The following is a 17,198-nucleotide window of genomic DNA, read 5'->3' as shown; positions in this document are numbered from 1 at the left end:
CGACGAACTGATCGAGGGCCCGGCCGCCCCCGGGCCGGCCGAGAGCCGCCGAGCAGGGCGAACCCCGGGCCCTGGGCTCACGCGGGTTGAGCGGTTTCACCGGCTTTTTACTCGTTGCCGGCCGCCGGGTCACCGATCGCACGGAGGGCCCGCACCTGGGCACGCCGTCGTTCACCAGGTCGGCTGCCCCGTGGCCATCGTGCCGCACGAGTGAGAGACCCGATGCGAGATGAGCACACCGACCCAGTACGTGTACGAGTTCGCCGAGGGCGGCCGGGAGATGGCTGCCCTGCTCGGGGGCAAGGGCGCCGGCCTGGCCGAGATGACTCGGCTCGGACTGCCGGTGCCGCCCGGCTTCACCGTCACCACGGAGGCGTGCCGGGTGTATCTGGAGACCGGTCAGGAACCGCCGGAGCTCGGCGTGGAGGTGGCCCATGCGCTGGCGAACCTGGAGCGTGCCATGGGGCGCGATCTCGGGCGGGCCGACGATCCGCTGCTGGTGTCCGTTCGTTCCGGAGCGCGTTTCTCGATGCCCGGGATGATGGACACCATTCTTGACATCGGTCTCAACGACGACTCCGTGGCTGGCCTTGCCAAGGCATCCGGACGGGAGCGGTTCGCCTGGGACTCCTACCGCCGCCTGCTCCAGATGTTCGGCCACAGCGTGATGGGGGTGGACGCCGGGCTGTTCGAACGGGTCGTCGGAGCCCATAAGACCGTGCTGTCCGTGACCGACGACCACGCCTTGGACGCGGAAGAACTGGCCCACGTCGTCGAGGAGTTCAAGGGCGTTATCCGCCGCGAGACGGGAGAGGAGTTCCCGCAGGACCCCTTCGAGCAGCTCTACCGGGCCATCCGCGCGGTCTTCGGCTCCTGGAACAGCGAACGCGCCCGCGTCTACCGCCGCCGCGAACACATCCCCGACGACCTCGGCACCGCGGTGAACATGCAGGCGATGGTCTTCGGCAACCTCGGCCCCGACTCCGGCACCGGCGTCGCCTTCACCCGCGACCCTGCCACCGGAGAGCGTGGCATGTACGGCGACTATCTGCCCGACGCCCAGGGCGAGGACGTCGTCGCCGGCGTGCGCAACGCCGTCCCGCTGGCCGAGCTGGAGCACCTCGACCCCCGGGCGTACGAACAACTCGGCGATCACCTGCGTACTCTGGAGGCCCACTACCGCGACCTGTGCGACGTCGAGTTCACGGTCGAGCGAGGACGTCTGTGGATTCTGCAGACACGGGTGGGCAAGCGCACCGCCGAGGCCGCTTTCCGTATCGCGCACGAGCTCGACGAGGCGGGCACGATCACGTCCGACGAAGCTCTGGCCCGCGTCGATGGCACGGAACTGACCCGGCTCATGTTCCCCCGCTTCGCCACCCGCACCTCCGACGTGCCCCTCGCCCACGGGGTGCCCGCCTCGCCCGGTGCGGCGGTCGGGGCCGTGGTGTTCGACTCGGAAGCCGCCGTGCGCCGCGCTGCCGACGGACAGCACACCGTCCTGGTCCGCCGCGAAACCACCCCCGAGGACCTGCCCGGCATGATCGCCGCACAGGCGGTCCTGACCAGCCGGGGCGGCAAGACCAGCCATGCCGCCGTCGTCGCCCGCGGCATGGGCAAGGTCTGCGTCTGCGGCGCCGACGCGCTGGTCATCGACTCCGCCGCCCGGCAGTTCACCACGCCGGCGGGTGCTGTGGTGCGCGAGGGCGACACCGTCTCCGTCGACGGCACCGCCGGAACGGTGTACCTGGGCACAGTGCCGCTCACCGCCTCCGAGGTGAGCGGGCCCCTGGAGACAGGCACGGCGACAGGGCCCCTGACGCGGGCCGTCCTCGGCCTCCTCGATCATGCCGACTCCGTCAGGCGTCTCGAGGTCCGCGCGAACGCCGACACGCCCAAGGACGCCGCACGTGCCCGAAGGCTGGGAGCCCAGGGCATCGGGCTGTGCCGCACCGAGCACATGTTCCTCGGCGACCGCAGGGCCCTGGTCGAGGCGATGATCCTGGCCCGCGACGACACCGCACGGGAGGCGGCCCTGGCCGCATTGCTGCCGCTCCAGCGCGAGGACTTCACCGGCATTCTCAAGGCGATGGACGGACTGCCGGTGACGATCCGGCTGCTCGACCCGCCGCTGCACGAGTTCCTGCCGGACCGCACGGACCTGGCCGTCCGCATCGCCTCCACCGCTCACCCCGATCCGCACGACCGTGAACTCCTCACCGCCGTCGAGCGGATGCACGAACAGAATCCCATGCTGGGGCTGCGCGGGGTACGCCTCGGCCTCGCCGTGCCCGGCCTCGTTGCCATGCAGGTCCGGGCGGTCGCCGAGGCCGTCGCCCAGCGGCTGCGCGACGGAGGTCGGCCCCGCGCTGAGATCATGATCCCGCTCGTGGGGACGGTAGAGGAGCTGCGGCTGGCGCGTGCGGAGGCGGAGCGAGTGCTCGCGAAAGTCGCGATGGAGACGGGGACCACCCTGGACTGCCCGATCGGCACCATGATCGAGCTACCCCGTGCGGCACTCACCGCCGGCCGGATCGCCGAGGTGGCCGACTTCTTCTCGTTCGGCACCAACGACCTCACCCAGACGACTTGGGGCCTGTCGCGCGACGACGCTGAGGCATCCTTCTTCCCGCTCTACCTCGAGAAGGGCGTCTTCACCGCCTCACCCTTCGAGACCCTCGACCAGGAGGGTGTGGGCCGGCTCGTGGAACTCGCCGTCGAGGCCGGCCGGGCGGTCGACCCCCGCCTGGAGACGGGCGTGTGCGGCGAGCACGGCGGCGATCCGGAGTCCATCCACTTCTTCCACCGGGCCGGGCTGGACTACGTCTCCTGCTCACCGTTCCGGATCCCCGCGGCGAGGCTGGAGGCCGGCCGGGCGGCGCTCGTCGGTGCCGTCGGCAGTGACAGCAGGTGACGTCCGTCAGCCGTGCCGCCTGATCGTCGGCGCGAAGCACTTCGTTTCTCGGGGAGGCCGGGTGCCGCATGCCCGCGTCGGTGTCACCCGGCTCACCACACAGGGGGCCTGCGGTTTTGCGCCTGTCGAGTGGCCACCGCCGACGGAACCGGGGGAGGCTGGAGGGAGGCGGCGATCCACGTGCCCCGGCAGCCGTCCCCGGTCGCGACGAGGGCCGCGACCGGACAGGGTGTGCATCGGATGGGAGAAGACCCATGAAGGTCGGAGTACTGACCGGTGGCGGTGATTGTCCCGGCCTCAACGCCGTGATCCGCGCCGTCGTCCGCAAAGGCGTCCAGGAATACTCATTCGATTTCGTTGGTGTGCGGGACGGCTGGCTCGGATTGCTCAAGAACGACGTCGTTCCACTCGATATCTCCAGCGTTCGGGGAATCCTTCCCCGCGGCGGGACAATCCTCGGGTCCTCCCGCACGAACCCGTTCAAGCACGAGGAGGGGCTGCGACGAGTGCGGGACACGCTCGCGGCGCATGATGTGGACGCGCTTGTCGTGATCGGCGGGGAGGACACGCTGGGGGCGGCCACGGAGCTCAGCCGACAGGGGATCAATCTGGTCGGCGTGCCGAAGACCATCGACAATGACGTTTCGGGTACCGACTACACCTTCGGCTTCGACACCGCCGTCGGTATCGCGACGGAGGCCATCGACCGCCTTCACACCACCGCCGAGTCACACATGCGCGCCCTTGTGGTGGAGGTGATGGGACGGCATTCCGGCTGGATCGCCCTGCACGCCGGCATCGCCGGCGGCGCCAACGTGATCCTCATCCCGGAGCGGCCGTTCGACATCGAGCAGGTGTGTGAGCAGGTGAAACGCCGGTTCCAGATCAACTATGCGCCGATCGTCGTCGTGGCCGAAGGGGCGGCCCCCAAAGAGGGGCAAATGATCGTCAAGGACCAGTCTCTGGACGAGTTCGGTCATGTGCGGCTGTCCGGCATCGGTGAATGGCTGGCCCAGGAGATCTCCGCACGCACCGAGAAGGACGCCCGCACCACAGTCCTGGGCCACATCCAGCGCGGCGGCACCCCGAGCCCCTTCGACCGATGGTTGGCCACCCGCTTCGGGCTGCACGCCATCGACGCGGTCAAGGAGGGGGACTTCGGCTGCATGGTCGCCCTGCGGAGCACGCGAATCGTCCGCGTGCCCCTCGCGGAAGCCACAGCGGAGAACAAGGTGGTGGAGCCGTCGCTGTACGACGAGTTCGAGGCGTTCTACGGCTGATCCGTCATCCGGCGTGCGGTACGACCGCGACCGGGCAGCGGGCGTGGTGCAGTACGGCGTGGGCGACCGGGCCCAGTCGGCCTTCGGCCGCCTGCGGCTCGGTACGGCGCCCCACGACGAGCAGGCCCGCACTCCGGGAGGCATTCAGGAGTGCTTCCGCTGGGTGGAGCAGCATGACGTCGGAGCCAACCGTGACACCCGGGTACTTTTGCTGCCACGGACGCAGGGCGTCAGAGAGCCGCAGAACCTCCTGATCCTCCCAGGTGGCTCGATCCTCCTCGGTCACCACCAGGATGCGGGGTGAGACGGACTCGACGGGAAGGGCCCAGGCCTGCACCACGCGCAGAGGTGCCGCGCAGGCCTCGGCGGCCGAGAAAGCGAAGTCGGCCACCTCACCGACCGGCCGCTGCGCGTTGAACCCCAGCACGACCTGGCCAGTGCCGCGTGCCGCGGACGCCCCATCGGCGAAGGTGCCGGAACGGTGAGGGACGAGCACGACGGGGCAAGAGGCCACTGCCGCCGTCCGAAGGGCCACCGAGCCGACCGCCAGCCCCTCGAAACCACCCGTTCCGCGGGTGCCGACAACGAGGAGTGCGGCATCACGTGCCGCGCTGCGGAGGGCGCCGGCCGGGGAGTCATCGGCATGCTCGCCCTCCACTTCCAGGTCCGGGTAACGGTCGGCGAATTCCGTAACCGTCCGCTGGACCAACTGGGCGCCCATCTCCCGCAACCGGTTCAGTGCCGGGCCCGGCGCAATGGCCTCAGGAAGCTGTGGAGTTGCGTGGAGCAGTCGCAGCGGAACGCCGCGCAGCGCGGCCTCCCGCGCCGCCCAGTCGGCTGCCGCCGCTGCGCGCGCGGACCCGTCGATGCCCGCCAGCACAGGGGGACGCATCCTGGCCTCCTTCGTCCGGCCCGAACCTTCGCGGCGCCATGGGCCCATGACTCCTCTCCTCCACTGTTCCACGGCGTGACCGCTCCGGCGCCCGGGCCGGATCCCTGAAGCCACACTCTGCTCCGGCCGCCTGTCACTGCCCCGTCGTGGTGCTCGGCCTGAGGGCGATCCCTGTCACATGAGCCCGGTGGTCGGGGGAACCCGGGTGCCACCTGTCCCACGTCGCATTTCCCGACCGACCGAAGGGGCGAGCCGATGACCGACATCCAAGGCTTGCTGGGCGATGAGGCCGATGACCTGCTGGCCCACACCGCTCACGGGATCCCCAAGGAAGACATGGTGCTTCCAGGCCCCGACTTTGTGGAGCGGGCCGTGGCCGTGTCCGACCGCTCCCCCCGGGTCCTGCGCAACCTGCAGTCTCTTTTCGACCACGGCCGTCTGGCGGGAACAGGACACCTGTCGATCTTGCCGGTCGACCAGGGCATCGAACACTCGGCGGCGTCCGCCTTTGCCGCGAACCCCCGTTATCTCGACCCCGGGAACGTTGTCGAACTTGCCGTCGAGGGCGGCTGCAACGCGGTCGCGAGCACGCTCGGTGTGCTCGGTGCCGTGTCACGGCGCTATGCGCACCGGATCCCGTTCATCGTCAAGCTCAACCACAACGAGCTGCTGACCTACCCGAACCACGACGACCAGGTCATGTTCGGCGATGTCGAGCAGTGTTTCGACCTGGGCGCGGCCGGTGTCGGCGCCACCGTCTACTTCGGCTCTGAGCAGTCGGACCGACAGTTGCAGGAAGCCCGCGAGGCATTCGCGCGCGCCCATCAGCTGGGCATGTTCAGCGTGCTGTGGTGCTACCTGCGCAACCCGGCGTTCAAGAAGGACGGCGTGGACTACTCGGTGTCGGCCGACCTCACCGGGCAGGCCAACCACCTCGGTGTGACGATCGAGGCCGACATCGTCAAGCAGAAGCAGCCGGAGAACAACGGCGGCTATCTCGCGCTGGGCTTCGGCAGGACCGACGAGCGTCTGTACGACAAGCTCACCACCGATCATCCGATCGACCTCACGCGCTGGCAGGTGGCCAACTGCTACATGGGACGCGTCGGGCTCATCAACAGCGGCGGTGCGTCGGCCGGCAAAGGAGACCTCGCGCAGGCCGTACGGACCGCCGTGATCAACAAGCGGGCAGGAGGCACCGGCCTCATCACCGGCAGGAAGGCCTTCCAGCGTCCCACCGCAGAGGGCATCGCGCTGCTCCACGCCGTACAGGACGTCTACCTCGACGACGACGTCACCGTGGCCTGACCAGCAAACGGCGCCCCGCCGTGCACAGGCGCACCCGAGGGTCGGCCAGGGTCTCGGACCGCATCCGCTGCGCCCCTCGGCGGGGGCGTCCTACACATTCGCGTACGGGTGCAAGGCATTCGGTAACGCGGGCATCGTGGCGCTCCACGCGGACCAGCTGCGAAGCGCCACCAACGACGCGCGCCTCCAGAGCAGTCAAGGGCTCGACAGTGACCACGGCATGACTCACAACGACGTCGGGCACCACCGCCCGTGCATGTTCGACCGCCGGGCAACGTCGTGTCCGAAGCCTCACCCGCTGGCGCGGCTCAGACCGAGGGACGTCCGCCGCTCAGCGCAGTGAGAGTGGAATCGAGGTCGGTCGCCTTGGGCCGGTTGTACGGGAGCTTGGCGAGCAGGCGGGCCATGCCGCAGGTGTCGGTGACCGCGGAGAAGACCAAGCCACCGGCGACACCTGCGGAGATCCACCGCGCCCCCGGGTGGAGCCGTCCGGCGAGGAGGCCCGACAGGACGAGGGACCCGGCGGCCAGGCGGACCTGCCGTTCCATCGGCCAGGGTGCGCGGACGCCGGCGGGGCGGTGGACGTCGTGGCCGAGCTGGGTCCAGGTGCTGGTGCCTCCGGTGAGGGTGGCGGCTGTGATGCCAGCCTCGGCCAGTCGCCGGCAGGCTTCTGCGGAGCGGGCGCCCGAGGCGCACACGACCAGGAGGTCGCCGCGCTCGGCGGCCGTCCTGAGGGCAGGCAGGGCCGCATCGAGGTGGTCGAGTGGAATGTTGTGGGCGTCGGGCAGGTGGCCGGTCGCGTATTCGCCGGGGGTGCGTACGTCGATGACGGTCAGCTCGTGAAGGCGGGCGCTGGCCTGGTCGGCGGTGAGGGCGGTGCGTGCCACGGGAATTTCCTTTGCTCTCTGTGCGTCACCCCTTCGGTAGGATACCCATGGGGGTATCCGCGAAGGAGTGTGGGCTGTGGAACTGGCGATGGCGGCTGAGGAACTGAGGACTGTGGTCAACAGGTTGCGCCGGGCGCAGGGCCAGATCGCCGGCGTGATCAAGATGATCGAGGAGGGGCGTGACTGCGAGGACGTGGTCACCCAGCTCGCGGCGGCGTCCCGGGCGCTGGACAAGGCGGGCTTCGCGATCATCGCCACCGGCCTCCAGCAGTGCCTGACCGACGGGGCCATGGCGGCCTCCGAGGATCGTGAGGAGATGCGGGCGCGGCTGGAGAAGCTCTTCCTGTCGCTCGCCTGACGCCAGGCGCACCGGTCCGGGCCTGCCCCGGTAGCCCGTTCATGTCAGGGCGTCGACAAGCATGAACGCGGCCACTGCCAGCAGCACGACGGCGAACGCGCGTTGCAGCAGGGTGCCGGAGACCTTGGTGGCCAGCCGCTTGCCGTCCCAGGCGCCCAGGATCGCGGCCCCGGTGAACGGTGCGATCACCGCCCAGTCGACGCTCGCCGTCGTGGCGCCCCGGGTGGCCAGGGAGGCGAGGGAGTTCGCGGAGATGACCAGCAGGCTCGTGCCGATCGCGGCCTGCATCTCGAACGCCAGCACCGTGATCAGGGCGGGGACAGCCAGAAAGCCTCCGCCGACGCCGAGCAGCCCGGTCAGTGCCCCCAGCCCCGCGCCGGCTCCGGCGGCCCGGGTCGGCCGTGTGCCCTGGGGCCCTGCGGAAAGGTCCCGGGCGGGGCGCAGCATACGGACGGCCGCGACTGCGGCGACGGCGGCGAACGCGGCGGTCAGCAGCGACTGCGGCAGATGCCCTGCCAGGGCTCCGGCCACGGCGGCGGGCAGCAGCCCTGCCGCCGCGAACAAGGCACCGGTCCGCCACCGCACGTTCCCGGCGCGGGCGTGGCCGTACAGGGCGGTCAGCGAGGTGGCGACGACGATGAGCAGGGCGGTCGTGGTGGCCGCCGCCGGGGTGAAACCGAGCAGATAGATCAGCGCGGGCACCGCCAGGACGCTGCCGCCGCCACCGAGCGCGCCGAGCGCCAGCCCCACCACCCCTCCGGCGATCAGGGCCAGGATCAGCTCGCTCACGCTATGACACCGCCGCTGCCGTTCACACCGGTGACCGGCAGGCCCTGCCAGGCCCAGGCGGCCATGCCTCCGGTGACGTCGGTGGCCTCTAGCCCGGCGGCGGACAGCAGGTCCGCGGTCGTACGGGAGCGGTTTCCGGAGCGGCAGATGGCCACCACCCGCTTGCCCCGCGCGGCGGCGGGGAGAGGGGCTCCCGCCATCAGTCGAGTGAGAGGCAGGTGCAGCGCCCCGGGGGCGTGCCCGGCGTTCCACTCCTGCGTCTCGCGGACGTCGAGGAGCACGGCCTGCCCGTCGGCGACCAGCCGGTGGGCCTGCTCCGGGGTGACGCGGCCGGAGCAGCGTCGGAAGAAGGGCGACATGGTGCGTGTCTCCGTACGGAAGGTGCGATGCGGTCAGTCGGTGGCGACGGGCCCGGTGAGGGGCAGCCCGGCTTCGCCGGCGGCGGTGAAGGCGTCGTCGACGGCGACCACCTCACGGCCGGCGGCGTCCAGCAGGGAGGCGGCGATCGCCGCGCGCATCCCGCCGGCGCAGTGCACCCACACCACACCTGCGGGCACCTCACCGAGTCGGCCGTACAGCTCGTGGACGGGGATGTGCACCGAGCCGTCGACGAACCCGTCGGCCCGCTCGGAAGCGCGGCGCACATCCAGCACCACCACCTGCTCGCCCCTCTCGCGGGCCTCGGCGAGATCGGCGAAGCGGGCGCGACGGAACGTCGCCACCCGCTCGCCTTCGCGGACCCAGGTGTGTGCCTCTCCGGTGGCGGCGGCGGCCGGACGGTCGATGCCCACGCGGGCCAGCTCCCGCTGCGCCGCGGTGATCCCCTCCGGTGTGGAGGCCAGCAGGGTGACGGGCTTGCCCCAGGGGATCAGCCACGCCAGGTAGGTGGCCAGTTTGCCGTCGCCCTCGAAGTTGAACGAGCCGGCCACGTGGCCCTCGGCGAAGGCGACGCGGTTGCGCAGGTCCACCACCCACTCTCCGGCCGCCAGCCGGGAGGCGATCTCCTCGGCGTCGGCCGACCGCGGCGGGGTGAGGTCGACGGGCGCGGGACCGGAGGCGTTGGCCGGGCCCATGTGCGCGTAGTACGCGGGCACGTCGTCCAGGCCGGCGAGCATCTCCGCGACGAAGGTGTCGACGTCCGTGGTGAGGGCGTCGTTGTTCTTGCGCTCCGCGCCGATCGTCGTCGCGTCTCCCTCGGCCTGTGAAGAGGAGCAGAAGCTGCCGAAGCCGTGCGTGGGCAGCACCCGCACGTCGTCGTCGAGGGTGTCGGCCAGTCGATGGGCGGAGGCGTGCTGGGCGCGGGCCAGCCGCTCGGTCAGCCGCGGCTCCACCAGGTCCGGCCGCCCGACGCTGCCGATCAGCAGTGATCCGCCGGTGAAGGCCGCCACGGGCCTCCTGTCCGCCTCCAGGACATAGGACGTGTGGTGCGGCGTGTGGCCAGGAGTGGCCATGGCGCGCAGGAGCAGACCCTCGTCCACCGCGATCGAGTCGCCGTCGGCGACGGGTGTGCGGTCGAAGGACACCGAGGCCCCGGCCGGCACCAGGTAGCGGGCCCCGGTCGTGCGGGCCAGCTCCAGGCCGCCGGTGATGTAGTCGTTGTGCACATGGGTCTCGGCCACGTACGCGATGCGTACCCCGCGGCGGGCGGCTGCCGCGATGACCTGATCGATGTCGCGCGGGGGATCCACCACGACTGCGGCCTCGGGGCCTCCGGCCAGGTAGCTGCGGTTGCCCAGGCCTTCGATTTCCAGGGTGTCGACGAAGAACACGGCTACGACTCCTCTAGGACGGTGTACCCCGGGGGGTATCTGTTCTTCACCGTAACAGAAATACCCCAGGGGGTATTTCGGAAGGGCGGCGCTCGTCGGTGGCCTCGCGATGCCAAGGGGGTTGACACGTAGGGCGGCACTGGTGGACGACGAGTGAGCCGGCGACGCCGCGCTCGCGTCAGTGGCCTGCGATTACGTCCGGACGGGGGGAAGAAGGAGCCGCGCCGACCAGCGTCAGCCAGCGGAGCAGCCCGACGGGGTCGGCGGCCCCGCACTGGAAGCCGACATGCCCGTCCGGACGGACCGCGACCAGACCTCGGCCCGGACTGTTCGCCAGTCGAAGGACGGTGACCTGGGCGCCGGTCGCCGCCTGCGGCGGGGGATCGGCGTCGCGCTGCACGAGCAGGTGCACACCCGGGCCGGCCAGCAGCTGGTGCAGCCGCTGCGGGTCCCCTCCGATGCTGACGGTCGCGTCCGGCAGACGGTCGCCCGGGCGGGGAGCGCCCCGCAAGGGAGGTGATCCCTGCACGGACAGGGGGCTGTGCCGGTAGTTCACCCGCAGCTGGGAGACGACACGGACGGCCTCGGCGACCAGCCGACGCCGCTCCAGCAGGGCGGGCACGAACGGGGCCGCGCGCGGGGCGGCCACCCCGCGCAGCCAGGAGGGGATCCGCCCGGTCGACGCCTCCGCCCAGAACGCCGTGTGCGTGAGGAGGAGCCGGCGGTGGGCAGCCGGCCTGCGTTCCCCTTCGTAGGAGTCCAACAGCGCATCGTCACCAGGCCCGACCGGGGACCCGACCCCGGCACGTCCTGCCGCGAAGGCGAGTTTCCAGCCGAGGTTCACCGCGTCCTGGATGCCGGCGTTCATGCCCTGGCCGGTGGCTGGTGAGTAGTTGTGTGCCGCGTCCCCGGCGAGGAAGAGCCGTCCCCGGCGGAACCGCCGAGCGAGGCCGCAGCGCAGCGGCACCCGCGCGGACCACGCCAGGCGCTCGATCAGCGTCTGCGCCCCCGCGTCGTCCAGCAACCGCTGGAGCTCGGCCTGCGGGACGGCGGGGCCGGGTTGGCCGAAGTCCCGCCCGGCTCCGCCGTCGGCCGCCCGTGTGGCCAGCAGCCGCCAGGCGGCCTGCTCTCCGAGCGGGAAGAGGAACACGAGTCCGTCGCGCCCGGCGAACACCTGAGCACCGGAAGGACCGGGATGACTTGAGGCACTCGCCAGGTCGAGGTCGGCGAGGATCACCTCCACGGCGTACGGCCTGCTGTGCCACCCGATACCGGCGCAGGCACGCACGGTACTGGCCGGGCCGTCGCAGCCCGCGACGAAGAGGCAATGGATCTCGTCCGTGCCGTGCGGGGATCGCAGGACGGCCGACGCGTTCCGGCCGCCGTCGCGGGCGGCGAGCAGCTCGGTCCCCCGCTCCACGCGCACCCCGCGCTCGGCGAGTGCCCGCGTCAGCACGTCTTCGACATCCGTCTGCCGCACGAGGGACAGATGCGGGAACGCCGTCTCGGGCAGTGCGAAGCCGGCCAGCCTGGACTCGACTGCGCGGGAGCCGAGCCGGAGAACAGGCGCCGGGGCGGTGTCCGACCGTTCCAGCACGGCGTCGGTGACCCCGAGCGGGCGCAGCACCTCCAGGGTGCGTGGATGCAGGATGAGGGCCCGGGAGGGCCGGAAGGGATCCGGCCGCCGCTCCACGATTCGGACCCGTGCCCCGTGGTCGTGGGCCTCCAGCGCCAGGGCGAGGCCGGTCGGACCGGCCCCGACGACCAGGATGTCCACCGTCATTGCCCCGTTCCGGCAGTCACGCGCCACCAATCCGGGGCGTCGTCCCGCGCCGCGCCCTCGACCAGTCCGGGGTCCGCGAGGACGTCGTCGCGGCGCAGCCCGGGCAGCACGGTGAAGCTGATGGATCCGGGCACACAGACCAGGGCCAGTACCCGCCACAGAGAACGGGCGTAGTGCTCGGCGCGCTGCGGGTCGTCCCACTCGTACAGGCCGCGGTATCGGCCGTCCTCGTCGTGGGCCAGCCACAATTTCGAGGCGAAGCCGGGGAAACCGACGAAAAGCGGAGTGTTCAGCAGGCTCTCCGCCCGGAACAGCGCGTGCCCGGGACCGTGGACCAGGCGCAGCCGGAAAACGACCACCAGCGTGCACGGATGCTGCGCCAGTCCGCTGCCGAGGCGGGTCTCCCGGTACACCCGGGCCGACGTGCCGTCGGCGAAGCGGATGCGCGTTCCCACCCGTTCTCTCGGCAGGTGGACCCGGCGCCGGGCGAGCAGCGCCCAGGAAGAGAGGACACATGCCGCCACGGCCCGCCAGGCCTCAACGGGGGCGAGCGGCGTCTGTTCGCTCATGATGGTCTCCTTACTCTGCCGGCGCTCGCGGCCACCGGTGACCCCTGAGATACCGGGCCGTGGCCGGGATCAGTCATGAGGGACGACGGCGACCGGGCAACGTCCGTGATGGACGGCCGTCTGCACGAGGGGAAGGAGCTCTCGGCGGGTTCCAGTCCACGGGAGCCGGGCACGAGCATCTCGGACTCCGAGGCCGCCTGGAGCAGGGCGTTCTCGGCGTCGTCGGCGGCCCAGCGGGCCGCGGCGAGACTTTCCGGTGAGCCGTCGAGGCCCACGGCGACGACTTGTGGCATGGCGGCGGCCTCCGTCCCGGAAGAAGCTGGAGATATGGCGGGCGGTCAACGAGCTGAAGGGCGAACGGTCAAAACCTCATGGCACGCCGACCGTGGTGTGCTCTCTCCTTCGAGGATCGCCCCGACACCCGCCACCGCGCATGCGGGCCGAGCGGCTCGTTCCGGGGCCGTCGGCGGGGACGGAAGTCCGGTCACGCCGGGACCTTCGGCCCTGTGACCAAGACCGTCGCCGTTCGATGGTGGGACCAGTGGTGGAGAACGGAACAGCGACCTGCCGGAGGTCGGCTCATGAGCGCGCGAGGTTCGCCGTACCCATCGGGTCCGCCGCCGCCCTGCAAGCACCACGTGGCGGCGGGGTCGAACCCGCTGAGGCGTCGGTCCGACTGGTTCGAATCCTGGTTCCAGCGCTTCCTGATGCTCATCCTCGTCGTCGGTGTGCCACTGACCGCGGTCGGCGCGGGACTAGCCACCTACGAGTCCACGATGCGCACCGTGCACGCCCAGACAGCGCAGTGACACGAGGTCACCGCCCGGCTGACCTCAGGCGTCGCGGGCGACAGTGGAGCGGCCAGGCAGCCGGCGCAGGTCCGCTGGACGGAGCGGAACGGCACCATCGCCGTCGTCTTCGACGACCTGATGCGCGGCGAGTTCCACCTCACCCCGGCCGGTCCCGGCATCGGACGGTGGCGTGGCTTTGTGGGCGCCGCCGCCTGCACCGGCGCTACGAGCGCAAGGCCGCTCCGGCTCCATCTCTTCGAGGAGGAGGAGGGAACGACCAAGGCACACGCCGTGCTGCCGGAGGTCCTCGGCATCCAGTTCTGGGGAGAAACAGCTGTTCCCTGACACCCAGGATGGGCCGGACGGTCCAAAAGCAGGACCTGTCGACCCCTGCGCCCGTGCCCGTGGCGGCGTCACCCTGGATATGGGAAGCGACACGGCTTCCGGGCGTGCAGGGCATGGAACAACCCCTCGTCCCCACGCACGAGATGACCAGGAGGTGCCGGTCATGGCCAAGTCGGTTGTCGCCGGTGTGGACGGTTCTCCCGAGGGTTTCGCAGCGTCCGATTGGGCGGCCAGGGAAGCGCTTCGCCGAGGACTGCCGCTCCGGCTCGTGCACGCCTGGGAGGGCGGTCTGCCGGCGAGTGTCGCCCCCGACGTGGTGCTGCCGGAGCTGAGGGCCCCGCAATATCACGCCCACCATGTGCTGCACAGCGCCCTCGACCGGCTGGTCGAGCGTTACCCGCAGCTGTCCATCACCGCGGAACAGGTGTGCATGCCACCTGTCTCCACTCTGCTCGCCGAGTCCGAGAGTGCCGACCTTCTCGTCATCGGCAGCCAAGGCCCCAGTGTCCTGGGCGGATTCGTGTCCGGGTCGGTTGCCATGGCCACCGTCGCCCGTCTGGAGCATCCTGTCGTCCTGGTACGGGCGGATGAGACGGCCGAGACGGAGCACCTGCCGGCAGCCGAGGGGAAGCCCTCGTTCCGCCCGCCTTGCCGCGATGTGGCGGTAGCCGTCGACGTCGACGAACCGTCCGACGAAGTCCTGGACTTCGCCTTCCACGCCGCCGAGCTGCGCCGTGCACAGCTGCGCGCGGTACACGCCTGGCGGGTGCCCTTCTCCCACGGCTTTGCCGACGCCGAGGCGCGTGCCCGGCGCAGGGCGGAGGCAGAGCACGAGCTGGCGGAGCTGCTCGCACCATGGCGCGAGAAGTACCCCACCGCCGTTGTGAAGGAAGAGCTTCACGAGGGATGGCCGACGCACGTCCTCGTCCGGGCAGCCGCCGGTGCGGGGCTGCTCGTCGTGGGCAGCCGCAGGCGCCGTGCCGTGGTCGGCCCGCACGCCGGGCCGGTCGCGCACGCTCTGATCCACCACATGCCCTGCCCGGTCGCGCTGGTGCCGCACGACTGGTGCTGTTCGACAAGTTCGTCGTCGACAGCGGAAGCAGGAGACGCCCGCTGCCACAGAGGCCGAGTGTCAGCCGCTCAGCGTTCCCTCGTTCGCGCAGACAACGGTCCACCGGTGGGTGTGCGCGTTGTGCAGCCACAATCGCGGGCCCATACCGCCACTATGACGCCTGTTCGGACCGCGGCGACTGCTACCCAACGGTAGGCCGATGCCGTCGAGCGTGAGGTGGCCGTTTCCTCTTTGCCCTCCGGGTTCACCCTGGCGCCACATCGACCGCCTGTCCGCTGATACTGATGCCCTCCGGTGAGGCTGAGCACGATAGGTGTCGTATTTGCAGGACAACTGTCGTCATCCGCGTGCGGCCTCCTGGTGCAGGCGCTTGGGGGCCAGCCTCCGCGGGTCGCCGAGAAGCGGCGTTGTCGGTGGGCTCTGCCAGGGTGTGCGTCGTGGATGAATTGGTGGAGCGTGTCGACGGTCAAGATCACGTGCTGGGGGTGGTCAGCCGTCGGGAGGCCATCCGGGAGGGTTGGCTGCATCGGGTCGCCGTGACGGTGTGTCGTGATGATCGTGGCCGGATCCTCGTCCACCGGCGGTCGGAGCAGATGTCGCGCTTCTCCGGACTCTATGAGGTCGAGGTCGGTGGCGCCGCAAATGTCGGCGAGTCCTATGAACAGGCCGCCGCGCGGGAACTGGCCGAAGAGCTGGGCATTCGTGCGCTGCCGCGCCTGCTGTTCACGTTCATCAACCGCAGCGGTTTGAGCCCTCACTGGCTTGGCGTGCACGAAGCCGTGGTGCCGGACGCCGTGGTCCCCGATCCCGATGAGGTCGCCTGGCATGGCTGGCTGACCGAGCCGGAACTCGGCTCGGCTTTGCTGGAGTGGCGCTTCACCCCCGACAGCCACGAAGCTTTCAGCCGGTATCTCGCGTTCCGGAGCGCGCAGTCCTGACCTCTCCCGCCTCTCGGGCTGGGATGCCTGCTTGCGGCCAACGCGCCTTGTGAGAGCGGCTGATCGCCATGGCCGAACTCCCGGCGATCGCCGGCGCAGACCGCGCGACCGAACACTGCTACTTCGACGACTTCGCCCTCGCCGACTCCCCGCCGCGCTCGCCACGGCCCGTCAGGACACCGTCACGGCGGCCATGGCACCGCTGGCCGAGATGTTCGCCGACGCCGGCGGTATGGTCCAGCTGAGCCGTGAGCAGGCTCGCGGCCCGGCCGGCGACTTCGAGATCATCGAGTACATCCTGCGTGCTCAGCCCGGAGGCGTGCCCGGCACCTGGGGCCACCACTTCGACGACTACCTCCTGCACGCTCCCATCACCGACCAGCACCGCAACAAGATCGCCCACCAGGCCGCGCTCATCGAGTCCGCACTCGGGAGCGACCCGGCGGACGTCCCGAGCACGGCCCCCGCGCGCCACCGGCCGCCGCATCCTGCTGATCGCGTCCGGAGGCGCCGCCGACCTGCGCCGGGTCGACCCGGCTCTCCTGCACCCCGCCGACCGCCTGGTCCTCAACGACGTCGACCCCGACGCCCTCCAGCACGCCCTCACACACCTGCCGCCCGCGACCCGCGTCCAGACCGCCGCGGCCCCCGGCAACGTCCTGCGCACCGCCGCCCACCTGGCTGCCGACCACGGCCCCTTCGATCTGGTCCTGGCCGGAGGCCTCTTCGACTACCTCGAACGCTTCGCCCGAGCCCTGATCCGCACCACCCTGTCCCGCCTGTGCCGCCCCGGAGGCACGTTCTACTTCTCCAACATCGCGACCCCGAACCCGTACGCCGCCCTGATGACCCACATCGGCCGCTGGAACCTCGTCGAACGCACCCCGCCGACATCGAGGCCGACGTTCGCGCCGCCGCGCCGCCGGGAACCGTCGCCGGACTGGACATCACTGCCGATGCCACTGGCCTGGCGCTGTTCGCGACGGTGCGGCGCGCGGACGAGCCGGGGTGATCCCGGCAGTCGGCTTGGTGTTCGTCGCCGACGCAGCCTCGATCGTCAGTCGAGGCCTTCGATGATGCGGAAGTCGCGCTCGAAGCCGTCGGGGAGTTCGGCCAGCGCCTTCTGGTAGGCCGCACTCTCGTATGCGGCGACCGCCTGTTCGAAGCTGTCGAACTCGATCAGGACAACGCGCTCGGCGATTCCGGCTTCGTGTGCGACGACCCGGCTGCCGATGCTGGCGAGCACCCGCCCGCCTGCGGCCTTGACGGCCAGACCGGCCAGTTCGTTGTAGGCAGCAAGCCTCTCAGGGTCTGTGATGGTGGGGTAGACGCTGACCCAGTAGCCCTTGGCCACAGTTACCTCCTGTGTTCGGAATTGATGCTCAGAAGCTTGCTCAGATCCATGGCCGGCGCGCTGTAGGTCAGCGAGCCGACGGAGACGGCGTCGAAGTCGGACGGCTTCGATCAACCGGCTGGGGCTGCGGTCGGAGCCGGGCGAGTCGA

General features: G+C 70.8%; 17 protein-coding genes and 1 pseudogene. 9 read left to right on the top strand and 9 right to left on the bottom strand.

Going from position 1 to position 17,198, the window contains the following annotated elements; translation table 11 throughout:
- The first annotated feature begins 229 nt into the window (after positions 1–229).
- Together ppdK and MQE23_RS02855 are read left to right on the top strand one after the other, a co-directional pair.
- Positions 230–2,914 (top strand): pyruvate, phosphate dikinase, encoded by a 2,685-nt coding sequence (ppdK, locus tag MQE23_RS02860; protein ID WP_020273816.1) that lies wholly within the window; start codon positions 230–232, stop codon positions 2,912–2,914.
- 254 nt (positions 2,915–3,168) lie between these two features.
- Positions 3,169–4,194 (top strand): 6-phosphofructokinase, encoded by a 1,026-nt coding sequence (locus MQE23_RS02855; protein ID WP_243378133.1) that lies wholly within the window; start codon positions 3,169–3,171, stop codon positions 4,192–4,194.
- Positions 4,195–4,198: 4 nt separating this feature from the next.
- On the opposite strand, the gene MQE23_RS02850 is transcribed toward MQE23_RS02855, so the two are convergent.
- Positions 4,199–5,074 (bottom strand): universal stress protein, encoded by an 876-nt coding sequence (locus MQE23_RS02850; RefSeq protein WP_020273818.1) that lies wholly within the window; start codon positions 5,072–5,074, stop codon positions 4,199–4,201.
- A gap of 267 nt (positions 5,075–5,341) precedes the next feature.
- On the opposite strand from MQE23_RS02850, the gene MQE23_RS02845 reads away from it, so the two are divergent.
- A complete protein-coding gene (locus tag MQE23_RS02845) occupies positions 5,342–6,394 on the top strand; it encodes a class I fructose-bisphosphate aldolase (RefSeq protein WP_243378132.1) in 1,053 nt (350 codons plus the stop codon).
- A 308-nt stretch (positions 6,395–6,702) separates the two neighbouring features.
- Here MQE23_RS02845 and MQE23_RS02840 read toward each other — a convergent pair whose 3' ends face one another.
- Positions 6,703–7,281, bottom strand: a complete 579-nt coding sequence (locus MQE23_RS02840; RefSeq protein WP_243378130.1) for a rhodanese-like domain-containing protein — start codon at positions 7,279–7,281, stop codon at positions 6,703–6,705.
- 76 nt (positions 7,282–7,357) lie between these two features.
- On the opposite strand from MQE23_RS02840, the gene MQE23_RS02835 reads away from it, so the two are divergent.
- The gene (locus MQE23_RS02835) at positions 7,358–7,639 is read left to right on the top strand and encodes a metal-sensitive transcriptional regulator (protein WP_020273821.1); all 282 of its coding nucleotides are present in this window, start codon (positions 7,358–7,360) and stop codon (positions 7,637–7,639) included.
- A gap of 39 nt (positions 7,640–7,678) precedes the next feature.
- Here the strand turns inward: MQE23_RS02835 and MQE23_RS02830 are convergent, their stop codons facing one another.
- From MQE23_RS02830 to MQE23_RS02805, 6 genes and pseudogenes are all read right to left on the bottom strand, one after another.
- Positions 7,679–8,428, bottom strand: a complete 750-nt coding sequence (locus MQE23_RS02830; protein ID WP_243378129.1) for a sulfite exporter TauE/SafE family protein — start codon at positions 8,426–8,428, stop codon at positions 7,679–7,681.
- Positions 8,425–8,787, bottom strand: coding sequence for a rhodanese-like domain-containing protein (locus tag MQE23_RS02825; protein ID WP_020273824.1), 363 nt, complete (start codon positions 8,785–8,787; stop codon positions 8,425–8,427). The genes MQE23_RS02830 and MQE23_RS02825 overlap by 4 nt, the downstream gene beginning before the upstream one ends.
- A gap of 33 nt (positions 8,788–8,820) precedes the next feature.
- Positions 8,821–10,197, bottom strand: a complete 1,377-nt coding sequence (locus tag MQE23_RS02820) for an MBL fold metallo-hydrolase (RefSeq protein ID WP_020273825.1) — start codon at positions 10,195–10,197, stop codon at positions 8,821–8,823.
- Between the two features lie 178 nt (positions 10,198–10,375).
- On the bottom strand, positions 10,376–11,980 hold the full coding sequence (locus MQE23_RS02815; RefSeq protein WP_020273826.1) for an FAD-dependent monooxygenase: 1,605 nt from the start codon (positions 11,978–11,980) through the stop codon (positions 10,376–10,378).
- Positions 11,977–12,549, bottom strand: coding sequence for a hypothetical protein (locus tag MQE23_RS02810; RefSeq protein ID WP_243378127.1), 573 nt, complete (start codon positions 12,547–12,549; stop codon positions 11,977–11,979). The genes MQE23_RS02815 and MQE23_RS02810 overlap by 4 nt, the downstream gene beginning before the upstream one ends.
- A gap of 131 nt (positions 12,550–12,680) precedes the next feature.
- Positions 12,681–12,842 (bottom strand): annotated as a pseudogene (locus MQE23_RS02805) (universal stress protein); the annotation flags it as partial.
- A gap of 288 nt (positions 12,843–13,130) precedes the next feature.
- Here MQE23_RS02805 and MQE23_RS02800 point away from each other — a divergent pair.
- From MQE23_RS02800 to MQE23_RS02780, 5 genes are all read left to right on the top strand, one after another.
- Positions 13,131–13,358, top strand: coding sequence for a hypothetical protein (locus MQE23_RS02800; RefSeq protein ID WP_128092605.1), 228 nt, complete (start codon positions 13,131–13,133; stop codon positions 13,356–13,358).
- A 120-nt stretch (positions 13,359–13,478) separates the two neighbouring features.
- Positions 13,479–13,685, top strand: coding sequence for a hypothetical protein (locus MQE23_RS02795; protein WP_243378126.1), 207 nt, complete (start codon positions 13,479–13,481; stop codon positions 13,683–13,685).
- Positions 13,686–13,848: 163 nt separating this feature from the next.
- Entirely contained in the window at positions 13,849–14,952 is a 1,104-nt protein-coding gene (locus MQE23_RS02790) for a universal stress protein (protein WP_342364992.1), read from the top strand.
- Between the two features lie 233 nt (positions 14,953–15,185).
- Positions 15,186–15,695, top strand: coding sequence for an NUDIX domain-containing protein (locus MQE23_RS02785; RefSeq protein WP_243382462.1), 510 nt, complete (start codon positions 15,186–15,188; stop codon positions 15,693–15,695).
- Between the two features lie 302 nt (positions 15,696–15,997).
- A complete protein-coding gene (locus tag MQE23_RS02780) occupies positions 15,998–16,825 on the top strand; it encodes a class I SAM-dependent methyltransferase (protein WP_243378124.1) in 828 nt (275 codons plus the stop codon).
- Here the strand turns inward: MQE23_RS02780 and MQE23_RS02775 are convergent.
- On the bottom strand, positions 16,753–17,049 hold the full coding sequence (locus MQE23_RS02775) for a DUF1330 domain-containing protein (RefSeq protein ID WP_020273833.1): 297 nt from the start codon (positions 17,047–17,049) through the stop codon (positions 16,753–16,755). The two genes, MQE23_RS02780 and MQE23_RS02775, sit on opposite strands and share 73 nt — an antisense overlap.
- Positions 17,050–17,198: the final 149 nt, after the last annotated feature.

This window comes from Streptomyces sp. HP-A2021, assembly GCF_022807935.1.
Lineage (GTDB): Bacteria > Actinomycetota > Actinomycetes > Streptomycetales > Streptomycetaceae > Streptomyces > Streptomyces afghaniensis.
The sequence above is the reverse complement of the archived record's forward strand: the minus strand, read 5'-3'. Positions and strand labels throughout refer to the sequence as shown.

Bases quoted from the DNA above. Each gene is read 5' to 3' on its own strand.
- ppdK (WP_020273816.1), top strand. From the start codon at position 230: ATGAGCACACCGACCCAGTACGTGTACGAGTTCGCCGAGGGCGGCCGG.
- MQE23_RS02855 (WP_243378133.1), top strand. From the start codon at position 3,169: ATGAAGGTCGGAGTACTGACCGGTGGCGGTGATTGTCCCGGCCTCAAC.
- MQE23_RS02845 (WP_243378132.1), top strand. From the start codon at position 5,342: ATGACCGACATCCAAGGCTTGCTGGGCGATGAGGCCGATGACCTGCTG.
- MQE23_RS02825 (WP_020273824.1), bottom strand. From the start codon at position 8,787: ATGTCGCCCTTCTTCCGACGCTGCTCCGGCCGCGTCACCCCGGAGCAG.
- MQE23_RS02815 (WP_020273826.1), bottom strand. From the start codon at position 11,980: ATGACGGTGGACATCCTGGTCGTCGGGGCCGGTCCGACCGGCCTCGCC.
- MQE23_RS02810 (WP_243378127.1), bottom strand. From the start codon at position 12,549: ATGAGCGAACAGACGCCGCTCGCCCCCGTTGAGGCCTGGCGGGCCGTG.
- MQE23_RS02800 (WP_128092605.1), top strand. From the start codon at position 13,131: ATGAGCGCGCGAGGTTCGCCGTACCCATCGGGTCCGCCGCCGCCCTGC.
- MQE23_RS02795 (WP_243378126.1), top strand. From the start codon at position 13,479: ATGCGCGGCGAGTTCCACCTCACCCCGGCCGGTCCCGGCATCGGACGG.
- MQE23_RS02790 (WP_342364992.1), top strand. From the start codon at position 13,849: ATGGCCAAGTCGGTTGTCGCCGGTGTGGACGGTTCTCCCGAGGGTTTC.